Source organism: Neptuniibacter sp. UBA6509 (genome assembly GCA_002435145.1).
GTDB lineage: Bacteria > Pseudomonadota > Gammaproteobacteria > Pseudomonadales > Balneatricaceae > Neptuniibacter.
The window spans coordinates 67948-78759 of sequence record DJLT01000005.1; the positions used below are offsets into that span (position 1 = coordinate 67948).

At 42.6% G+C, this 10812-nt stretch carries 8 protein-coding genes and 1 tRNA gene; 3 read left to right on the top strand and 6 right to left on the bottom strand.

Annotated elements, in window-relative coordinates:
* Positions 1-33: 33 nt before the first annotated feature.
* From secF to queA, 5 genes are all read right to left on the bottom strand, one after another.
* Positions 34-957 carry a protein translocase subunit SecF gene (gene secF / locus B4K11_RS00925; RefSeq protein WP_292956454.1) on the bottom strand — a complete coding sequence of 308 codons (924 nt, stop codon included), beginning with the start codon at positions 955-957 and terminating at the stop codon, positions 34-36.
* 10 nt (positions 958-967) lie between these two features.
* Positions 968-2821 carry a protein translocase subunit SecD gene (secD, locus tag B4K11_RS00930; RefSeq protein WP_292956451.1) on the bottom strand — a complete coding sequence of 618 codons (1854 nt, stop codon included), beginning with the start codon at positions 2819-2821 and terminating at the stop codon, positions 968-970.
* 63 nt (positions 2822-2884) lie between these two features.
* Complete coding sequence (yajC, locus tag B4K11_RS00935) at positions 2885-3217, bottom strand: preprotein translocase subunit YajC (RefSeq protein WP_292956448.1); 333 nt, start codon at positions 3215-3217, stop codon at positions 2885-2887.
* Positions 3218-3266: 49 nt separating this feature from the next.
* Complete coding sequence (gene tgt, locus B4K11_RS00940) at positions 3267-4406, bottom strand: tRNA guanosine(34) transglycosylase Tgt (protein WP_292956688.1); 1140 nt, start codon at positions 4404-4406, stop codon at positions 3267-3269.
* Positions 4399-5466, bottom strand: coding sequence for a tRNA preQ1(34) S-adenosylmethionine ribosyltransferase-isomerase QueA (gene queA, locus B4K11_RS00945; RefSeq protein ID WP_292956445.1), 1068 nt, complete (start codon positions 5464-5466; stop codon positions 4399-4401). The genes tgt and queA overlap by 8 nt, the downstream gene beginning before the upstream one ends.
* A gap of 136 nt (positions 5467-5602) precedes the next feature.
* On the opposite strand from queA, the gene B4K11_RS00950 reads away from it, so the two are divergent.
* The 3 genes from B4K11_RS00950 to B4K11_RS00960 all read left to right on the top strand — a co-directional run bounded on the left by B4K11_RS00950 (position 5603) and on the right by B4K11_RS00960 (position 9543).
* Positions 5603-5689: transfer RNA gene (locus tag B4K11_RS00950), tRNA-Leu, on the top strand.
* A gap of 120 nt (positions 5690-5809) precedes the next feature.
* A complete protein-coding gene (locus B4K11_RS00955) occupies positions 5810-7297 on the top strand; it encodes a site-specific integrase (protein WP_292956442.1) in 1488 nt (495 codons plus the stop codon).
* Positions 7298-8280: 983 nt separating this feature from the next.
* The gene (locus B4K11_RS00960) at positions 8281-9543 is read left to right on the top strand and encodes a DUF6804 family protein (RefSeq protein ID WP_292956439.1); all 1263 of its coding nucleotides are present in this window, start codon (positions 8281-8283) and stop codon (positions 9541-9543) included.
* Positions 9544-10309: 766 nt separating this feature from the next.
* Here B4K11_RS00960 and B4K11_RS00965 read toward each other — a convergent pair.
* A partial coding sequence (locus B4K11_RS00965) for a 3'-5' exonuclease (protein WP_292959189.1) occupies positions 10310-10812 on the bottom strand: 503 nt, incomplete at its 5' end.

Sequence of the window (10812 nt, forward strand, 5' to 3'; positions counted from 1 at the left end):
AAAAAAGCCGGCTACTGCCGGCTTAGGAAACACTTAAGGACGATCATCGACCTCTTCATGCTCTTTTTCCTCAGGAGGCATAAGATCTTCCTTACATATATTCATTGCCATCAGCACGTTTGCTGCCACATAAATAGAAGAGTAAGTACCTACAAATACACCTACAAGGAGAGCAATAGCAAAGCCGTGGATCATTTCACCACCAAAAACCGCTAGCGCCACCAATACCAGCAACGTGGTCAAAGACGTTACCAAGGTACGGCCAAGCGTTTGGCTTAGTGACGTATTCATGACCTCTTCCGCACTGCCTTTACGCATCTTACGGAAGTTTTCACGAATACGATCAGATACAACAATCGTATCGTTCAATGAATAACCGATAACAGCAAGAATCGCCGCAAGTACTGTCAGATCGAAATCGATCTTAAATACCGCAAAGAAACCAAGCACAATCAACACATCATGCGCTAACGCAGCCACTGAGCCCACAGAGAACTTAATCTGGAAGCGGAAAGCAACATAAACCATGATCATGAAGAGTGCTAAAAGCATCCCCAAACCACCCTGTTCACGTAGCTCTTCACCTACCTGCGCGCCGACAAACTCATTACGGCGAAGTGTCAGTTCCTGAGTTTCACCCGTCTGCAAAGCAGAAAGTACCTTATCTCCCAACTGAGGGTCATGATCTTGACCAAGGCGAATTAGAATATCGGTTGGCGAACCAAAGGTCTGCACCACCGCATCCTCATAGCCCACAGCCTTTAACTGATCACGAATCTTATTCAGATCAGCCGTCTGCTCATAACCTATCTCAACTAAGCTACCACCCGTAAAGTCCAAGCCAAACTTCAGACCATTAACGCTAAGGGCACCAATAGAGATAACAAGTAAAATAACAGAGATCATCGCAGCAACTTTGCGAAGCCCCATAAAATTGTAAACCTTAAATGTAGACATCATCAGCTCCTTATATTGACAGCTTTTTGAGTTGACGATTGCCATAGCTCAGGTTAACCAAAGCACGGGTAACCAATATGGCCGTAAACATCGATGTTAAGATACCTACGGATAGGGTGATCGCGAAACCTTTAACAGGTCCGGTTCCCATCGCAAATAAGATAACAGCAGCAAGTAAGGTTGTTATGTTGGCATCAAGGATCGTAGTAAACGCTCGACCAAAGCCTGAATTTATCGCAGATTGAGGCGGCAAGCCATTAGCGAGCTCCTCCTTTATTCGCGAGAAGATCAATACGTTCGCATCAACCGCCATACCCACTGTCAGTACAATACCCGCAATACCCGGTAATGTAAGTGTCGCTGAAAGCATCGACATAACAGCAATCAACAGCATCAAGTTCAAAGCCAATGCAACATTAGCCAGTAAACCAAATACGCGGTAATACACCATCATGAAGATAAGAACGAGCGCCAGACCGATTTGAACCGAGGTTACCCCCATCTCAATATTCTGCGCACCTAAGCTTGGACCAACTGTACGTTCTTCAACAAAGTAGATAGGAGCCGCAAGCGCACCCGCACGCAGAAGCAATGCAAGCTCAGACGATTCACCTGCACCATCCAACCCTGTAATACGGAACTGGTTGCCTAAAACAGACTGAATCGTCGCCAAAGAGATAATACCTTTCTCTTGGTAACGAACGGTTTCTTTAATCTGCAGACCTTCTACAGTTTTATAAATTGTACGCTCTTTATCTTCCACAAAAAGCACAGCCATACGACGCTGAACTGCATTCTTAGTGGTACGCGCCATCAGCTCGCCACCTTTAGAATCCAGCGTAATATTAACTTGAGGCTGACCATTTTCATCAAATGAAGATTGCGCGTTAGAAACGTTATCACCTTTAATAATGATATCTTTCTCAAGCGTAGCTTTACGACCCAGCTCACTGCGGAACTCATAAACTTCAGTTCGAGCAGAGCTAGCGCTGCTTTTCGCTTCTAAACGAAACTCCAATGTTGCCGTTTTACCAATGATACGTTTTGCTGCAGCCGTGTCTTGAATACCCGGCAACTGAACCACAATACGGTTACGACCCTGACGCTGAACCAAAGGTTCTGCAACACCTAACTCATTGACACGATTACGTAATGTTGTCAGGTTCTGTTTAATCGCATAAGTTTCAATATCACGAATAGCTTGCTCAGTTAGATTCACTATGGTGAAAAAGGCACCATCTCTATCTTCACCAGACACAACAAATTCTTGATATTCACTTTTTAACAGCTCGATCGCTTTATCACGAGATTCAGCGTTCATAAACTTAACCGCTAACGAACCATCGTCTTGACTATCAAGCTTGCGATAACGTAGTTTCTCTTCACGCAAGCGACCTTTAATTTCAGAAGCATAGTTTTCTAGCTTCTGAGTGACCGCTTTCGGAAGGTCAACTTCTAACAAGAAGTGGACACCACCACGTAGATCCAAACCTAGCTTCATCGGACCTGCGCCAATCGACAATAACCACTCAGGCGTAGTTGGCGCTAAGTTTAAGGCAACAACATAATCATCGCCCATCACTCTACTGATGATATCTTTTGCTTTTAGCTGTTCGTCTCCGCTTGAGAAACGAATCAAACCGGCTTTTTTACCTAGTTCTGCTGATTTAAAAACAACGCCTTCACGTTCTAGCTCGGCAGTAACTTTATCTAATAACGGCTGGTCAACTTGGAAAACATCTCGACTACCTGTCAACTGAACAGCATAGTCATCTGGATATAGGTTAGGCGCAGCATATAAACCGCCGATAACCAATACAAATAAAATTAGGAGATTTTTCCAGAGGGGGTATCGATTGAGCATGGGTGCCCTTTCCCTGATAGAAACAGAAACGCCACTGCAAAACAGTGGCGTCTGTGGATTAGCTTAGATGCTCTTTAGAGTGCCTTTTGGCAGAGCAGCAGATACGTGAGTTTTCTGGAACGTAAGTTCAGTTCCCTCACACACTTCTAGAACAACGTAATCATCGTTCAAGTTAACAACTTTACCTAGAATGCCACCTGCAGTGATCACTTCATCACCTTTGCTGATGCCATTTAATAACTCTTTATGCTCTTTAGCGCGTTTAGCCTGCGGACGCCACATGAAGAAGTAAAAAATTAGACCGAAACCAACCAAGAATAGAATATTGAACATACCGGATTCCATTGGCGCACCGGCAGCACCTTCAGCAAATGCTGGGGAGATAAAGAAGCTCATTGCTACTCCTAAAAAATAAAAGATATATTATCGTTATCAGCTATTACAGCTATATGGTGTCAAACTGAGGAGTTTCAAGGCCTCGCTTACTATAAAATTCATCCACAAAGTCGCTCAATTTACCTTGTTCAATAGCTTGACGCAATCCAGCCATAAGTACTTGGTAATAATGTAAATTGTGGATCGTGTTCAATTGAGCACCGAGCATCTCTTTACACTTGTCTAAATGATGCAGATAAGCACGGCTAAAGTTCTTACAAGTATAACAATCACAGGTTTTATCTAAAGGACCTGTGTCAGTTTTATGTACCGCGTTACGGATCTTCACAACACCCGTATCAGTAAACAAGAATCCATTACGAGCATTACGCGTCGGTATAACACAATCAAACATATCAACACCGCGACGCACCGCTTCAACAATATCTTCAGGCTTACCTACACCCATAAGATATCTAGGCTTATCCGCTGGCATTTTATGCGCTAGATGATCCAAAACCTTAACCATCTCATCTTTAGGTTCACCCACCGACAGGCCACCAATGGCGTAACCATCAAAGCCAATATCTTCAAGCCCTTTCATCGATTCATCACGCAGTTGCGGGTACATACCGCCCTGCACGATACCAAACAGTGCAGATGGGCTATCACCATGAGCATCTTTAGAGCGCTGTGCCCAGCGCATTGATAGGCGCATCGATTCAGCCGCTTCAAGCTCTGTCGCAGGGTAAGGTGTACATTCATCAAAGATCATGACGATATCGGAACCCAAGTCTTTCTGAACCTGCATAGATTCTTCCGGCCCCATAAACACCTTGGAACCATTCACCGGCGATTGAAACGTCACACCTTTTTCAGTGATCTTGCGCATTTTGCCTAAACTAAAAACTTGGAAACCACCCGAATCCGTTAATATCGGGCCTTTCCACTGCATGAAATCGTGTAGATCGCCATGCTGTTTTACAATCTCAGTACCCGGACGCAGCATTAGATGAAAAGTATTACCTAAAACAATTTGCGCACCCGTCGCCTCAATATCTCTTGGCGTCATCCCTTTAACTGTGCCATACGTGCCTACAGGCATAAATGCAGGCGTCTCAACCGTTCCACGTGGAAACTGTAAACGTGCGCGACGCGCCTTTCCATCTTCTGCAATCTTTTCAAACTGCATAAAACATTCTCTAGTCATCATTACCTCTTACACTTGCAGCTGATTGCAAATCTGTCTGTCGGGTTAAATACATGGCATCACCGTAACTAAAGAAACGGTATTTCTGCTCAACTGCTTGTTGATAAGCATGCTTAATATGGTCATAGCCAGAAAACGCGCTCACCAACATTAAAAGAGTCGATTCAGACAGGTGGAAATTCGTAATCATGGCATCCACTGATTTGAACTCATACCCTGGAAATATAAAAATATCACTGTCGCCAAAAAATGGGGCAATTTCACCATTCTGGCTCGCACTTTCTAAGCTTCGAACACTGGTGGTACCGACAGCAATAACTCGGCCACCCTTAGCACGTGTTTGCTTTACTTGCTCACAAACCTCGTCACTCACCTCTATATACTCAGAGTGCATCACATGCTCATCGACATTATCGACTTTGACCGGCTGAAATGTGCCCGCCCCTACATGCAAAGTAACAAAGGCACTATTAACGCCTTTAGCTGCTAACTCAGCTAATAGCTGATCATCAAAATGCAGTCCGGCAGTCGGTGCAGCCACAGCACCCGGTTTTTTGTTATAAACCGTTTGGTAACGTTCACGATCTGAAAGCTGATCTTCACGTTTCATATAAGGCGGTAGCGGCATATGGCCGAACTCTTCTAATACTTCGACCAGATTACCCTCAATAAGAAAGCGCAGCTCAAATAGGTTTTCATGGCGAGCCACCATCTCCGCCTCAATGCCACCATCAAGAAACAATTTAGCGCCTGGCTTAGGAGATCGACTTGAACGAACATGAGTAAGCGCACGCTTACCATCAAGCACACGTTCAACAAGAACCTCAACCTTGCCACCCGATTCTTTTTGACCAAACAGCCTTGCGGGGATGACACGGGTATCATTGAAAACCATCAAGTCGCCTGGCTCTATTAGATCCAAGACATCCTTGAACATCCCATGTGTTAGCTCACCACTATTGCCATCTACTGACAATAAACGACTAGCGCTACGCTCCTCCAATGGGAAGCTAGCAATGAGTTCTTCGGGGAGATCAAAATAAAAATCTTTTACCTGCATGCAGCGAATTCTTCACTTTTAATTAAAAATGTTATCAAAGGGCGCGAATTGTAACGGAAAGAAGACTTTTTTTCAGTTTTTCGACAGTATTGATTGACGAGAGCGTTCAGATTTCTATAATACGCCTCTCTTTGATGCCAGCGTGATGAAATTGGTAGACATGAGGGATTCAAAATCCCTTGCTCGCAAGAGCGTGCCGGTTCGAGTCCGGCCGCTGGTACCATCTCTAGAGAACGTAGCGTAGAGGGCATTCTAGAGCCCATACGCCACGGCACTCTTTAAGAAGCCTTCACCCTATCTTTAGTTTTGTTGTCTCTTGATCTTGTCACGGAGCCAACTAGTCATGCCCAGCCTTAACCAAAGCGCTATCAGAACGAACGATAAGCATATCTATCGCAAACCGAATGGCATCTATCATTACCGCTTTAATATCAAAGACAACGGTAGCTATCGCAGCCTCCGCCTATCCATGTATAGTCGATGTCCATATGAAGCCGGAGCATTAGCAGGGCTTATTACCTATAGAACATGGATATCAAAGATTATGGAAAGCGGTTTACCCTACTCAGAAGTGCGCCAGCGACTCATCTCCCTATTCCGTGACATCCTTGCCGAGCATAAAGAGGGGATAGACAAAGAAGGATTACTAACAGAACCGCAAAAAGAAGCATACAGAAATACAGCTTCATTTGGTGCGGACCCTACCATTCAACCAGAGCTAACTCATCAGATTGCGGAACGCATAGGACTTACGTCACCAACAGATCAAGAACGTAAATATATAAATCAAGACAAACCGGCTTTACTTCAAGGCCTTACTGACGCTGTTCTAGCCTACAACCAGTCTCTTCAACAGCCATATACAGACACTACAGCCACTACAGCCACTTCGACGATCTCTGAAACAGTCCCTACAACCCCAATGAAAAGAGTTTCAGAGGTTTTTGAAGAATTCTCAATAGACAAACGCGCAGCAAATAAACTCACCGAGAAAACTCTGGCTTATTACAGGGGAGGGCTAAAACGATTCATAGACGCCGTAGGGGATTTACCTATTAATGAAGTAGACAAGCTAATCATGCGCCAGTTCAGAGATACACTTACGGGTAGCGATAGCAATAAGAACAAACGTTTAATGGGTATGTCTTCAATATTCACATGGGCAATAGATAATGATTACAACATAAACAACCCTTTTACGAGCTCAAAGATAACCATAGCTGGGCATGAGCAAGGAAAAAGAGATGCATTCAACATACAAGAAGTGCAACAAATCTTTAAACACGTCGAGAACCCTGAAAACACACGTTTTAAAGATCACCATAAACTGATCTGTAAGATACTTGCCTACAGTGGTGCACGCCTTAACGAAATAGCTCAACTGTATTGTGATGATATACAAGAAAAAGACGGGATATGGTTCATTACCATTAATGATGACAAACCAGACAAATCGATAAAGAACACTAATGCAAAACGTGTTGTGCCTCTACATCACGCTATAGCCGCTCAAGTCATAGCTAGGAAGCGTGAACTAGCTACAGGCCGATTATTTCCAGAACTAACCAACCCCAAACCAAGTTACGGAGCTCGATACTCTGCATGGTTCACTACTAATGTTAAAAAGCGCCTGAAGTTAAGAGAAACAACAACACTACATAGCTTTCGACATACAGTGGCAACTCAACTTCAGCAAGCAGATATAGCAGAGACAGTTACTGCTCAGCTACTTGGGCATAGTAGAGGAGAAACCCTTTCATATACTCACTACGGCAAAGGAGCTGACCTTATTAAGCTAAAATCAGCTATTGATTTGATAGGCTTCGATTAGCCTTAAAAAAGGGCCCTATAAAAATTGGTGCATAGCTTACCTAAGAAACACTCAATACCATTTAGATAAAGCACCATAGGGGGGGAATAATACCTATCAAACAATATGAGGGGTGCATCATATGCTTAGTAGGCCTTTGGAATATTTTGATATTATTTTTTCTAAACCTACTCAAACAATCGCTATTAGGTTTCCTAACCAACTGGCAATCAAATAGACATATGCACTGAAGCTCTTGATCTACTTTATTAGCCGCTTTATTTCACAAAGAGTAGATGGCCGCCCCCCCTTTAACAGCTCACACAAGCCATATGATACCCACCAGCGCAACCTAATAGGCATCAAAAGAAATAACTACACAAAAAGTTGGTTAATAATTGTACAATATAAAAAGTGCGCAATGAATGATTAGCTACAGGCCACGGGAGACTAAGGCTGTAGCGATTTTAGGGTGCCAGTTTTGCATATATAAGGAGTGCTAACGACTGAGGCCACTGCCTCCCGAACACAGTTCGCGTATAACGCTCACACTTATATAACTTCGTACAGAGTACTCGTACAAACATATACACATCACTGCCTGATTATGCCGCTCGCCATCAAACATCACTAAGCGAAATGTTTATGCGCATGTTTAAATTATCTATCTGTTTAGTGACACAATGGTGTAAATGTCTTTAACAACAAACTCACAGCATCTACGTTATTCGCAAGCGTACACATAATATTTGTTATGCGGTGAGCCCGTCGAACAGACAGCTGCGAAGCAACTGCGCATAATGCGATGTTATGTTGAGCTTCTCCTACTTAGCAAACCAGAAAGAACCATGTATAGGTCTAATCTTAGCATGTAAATTAATGAGCCATGCACAACAAAAAACCAGCCTCAAATTTTGCAACGATTTGATCCTTAAACATCTAAGATAAAACAAACTATTTATGTTACGTTCGCAGTAGAATTGTTTATACATAGGACATACTCAATGCTTAACCAGCATAGCTTCAGCTACCTTTTACTCACCTTCTTAATGATTACTTACCCCGACAATTCTCAAGCACAGTTAGTAGACTATGTCTCACGTGTAATTGACAGCGAGACAATAGAGTTACAATCAGGAAAAACAATTAAAATCGCTTATACCCGCAGCATTCCAGGCTCTACAGAGGCAATTAAAACCTTTCTCCCTCAAGGAACAGAATTAAAGCTTAGTAGCCCCGTAGCTGACTCCAACAGCGACTATAGGTATACAGTACACATTAAGATAGAAGACACCTTTATCGATTATCAATTAATCGCGCTGGATAACGGGCTTGCTCTGTTAGATACCCGGTATCAAACGACAAACAATCAAATCAACCCTGAATACGCTATTTTTCTATCGAGTGAAGCTCCCTTTCAAATAGGTGCTATTAATAATGGTATTAATAAAACAAAGTTCAATGAGATTGCAATACTCCGCAACGCATTACAAACAGCAATCAAGGCAGTAATAACAAACAGCACACCTGAATACCAAAAACGCTTAGATCGTTTAGCAAGGGATTTATATACAGGAGAAAACAGAGAAGCGTTATTATCGTGGCACTTTATGAACCACCCATCTGCACGACCAACTGATACAAACCAGTGGATAATGATTGGTGACATGTACATGGATCATAAGGCACAGTTGAATTACAACCAGATGGCAATGTCAGCAGATGAGACAGTACCACAATCGGGAAGGGCACCAATACCAGAGGACGACGAATCTCCGCCCGTTAACGCCCGTAGCATAACAACACTAGCAGGCATATTTTTAATTATATGTCTTGTTACAGCTTTGGCGTACACCGCCAGAAAGTACATATTCAACAATTCCAGAGAAACATCTAAAGAGTCAATTCAACCCATTGAGAGGATTACAACCAAAGCTATTCATCCATCCTTTCATGGAATACCACCAGCCGTTATCTATGCAACAGCAGCAATACTATTTACCGGAGCACTCAACCTACCTCTTGATTACTACACTGTAATTAAGACGATCGCTTTCGCTATATTCACTTGGGGTGGCTATATTGCTCACAAGAGGAACTACGAAGCACTACCTTGGCTATTAGGCATCTTTGCTATTACCTTCAATCCATTCTTCAAGGTTTACTTAACCCGAGAGCTATGGATGTCTATAGACGTACTTGCAGGAATATTTCTATTAATTAATACCAAAGCAATACAGGCTATAAAGGCCACTGACGAAGAATAACCGTCATCTACCCACAGAGTCCTCGCGCTAAAAGCTAAAGATATATACAGATACTGCATGCATTGACCTGCGGTATCTGTAAAACTAAGAACAGCTTTATATACCCTATGTACCCTATGTACACTAAGCTCTATTCCTCACCCTTGCCCCATTCCCGTGACTACGTTTAACGAATCACTATACATAGCTTCTTTCACTATCTTCTCCCTTCTACTGTTAACTCTTATGTTCTTTCCATTACTAAACACACTTGGTTCTACCTCGATCGTTCATCACAATCGTCTACACACAATGACTATTACTGTTATATGGATGATGTTATTGTCACTCTTAGTCAGCTATATATAACTTTACTTAATCGTTAAATCACCAATCTGAAGAGGCATCAATTAGCTATAGGGTGCGGTACCGATACTACAAAGGCTCTATAACCTTCTGTAAGAGCAATTTAAGGTTTGTCCGGCCGCTGGTACCATCTCTTCAACCTTTTGAAGAGTAAGAGAAAAAGCCCATCCTATAAGGGCCCTAGAAGAAAGCGGAACCGAAAGGTGACCGCTTTTTTTGTGTCCAAATTTCACCTCCGGTCCATAACCAGAAAATTTCCTGTGCGGATCCTGTGCACTATAAAATCCAATAGATTCTAATAACCTCTAAAGAATCTACATAGATTTAGCACAATTGAAGAATCAAAGAGGGAATTAAGAATTCCCTCTAGTCCGGTCTTATCCGATCTTTCAGCAAGCGCTTTTCTTGTGGTTAGGATTATTTAAGGTAGATATAACCCATCCAGACCCGGTAACGATAAGAACTGCGAAGCTTTGGCATTTCTTAGCTGATAGTCACTGTTGAACCTTTGAGTACTTGTTACTAGTACACAATGTTCTTTTGCTCTGGTGATACCCACAAAATGCAAATTAAGCTCTTGGTCCCAATCATCAAAGACTTCATCATAACACCCCCTTATGAATTTCCTCTTCGGATGTATCCAATCATAAAGATCTACATGAAAGACTAAATCAAATTCCAGCCCTTTCGATTTATGGAGAGTCATCACCTGTACTTCACTATCGATTACAGGCTTGTAATGTTTCAACATTCTGCTCTCCGAACATATCTCTCTGATTAAATTACTATCAGAGCTCTCTAGATCAACATCGAGGAACTGATTAGTTACAGCAATAATTTGACTTGCTAATTCCTGATCATCTTTCTCGCCAATAGAAGAAACCAGCTTTCGAACTTCAGTTTGGTAAGACCCCAGTTCTCTAG

What these genes read in the sequence shown, in the direction of transcription:
- secF (WP_292956454.1), bottom strand. Translation starts at nt 957, where the DNA reads ATGTCTACATTTAAGGTTTACAATTTTATGGGGCTTCGCAAAGTTGCT.
- secD (WP_292956451.1), bottom strand. Translation starts at nt 2,821, where the DNA reads ATGCTCAATCGATACCCCCTCTGGAAAAATCTCCTAATTTTATTTGTA.
- yajC (WP_292956448.1), bottom strand. Translation starts at nt 3,217, where the DNA reads ATGAGCTTCTTTATCTCCCCAGCATTTGCTGAAGGTGCTGCCGGTGCG.
- tgt (WP_292956688.1), bottom strand. Translation starts at nt 4,406, where the DNA reads ATGACTAGAGAATGTTTTATGCAGTTTGAAAAGATTGCAGAAGATGGA.
- queA (WP_292956445.1), bottom strand. Translation starts at nt 5,466, where the DNA reads ATGCAGGTAAAAGATTTTTATTTTGATCTCCCCGAAGAACTCATTGCT.
- B4K11_RS00955 (WP_292956442.1), top strand. Translation starts at nt 5,810, where the DNA reads ATGCCCAGCCTTAACCAAAGCGCTATCAGAACGAACGATAAGCATATC.
- B4K11_RS00960 (WP_292956439.1), top strand. Translation starts at nt 8,281, where the DNA reads ATGCTTAACCAGCATAGCTTCAGCTACCTTTTACTCACCTTCTTAATG.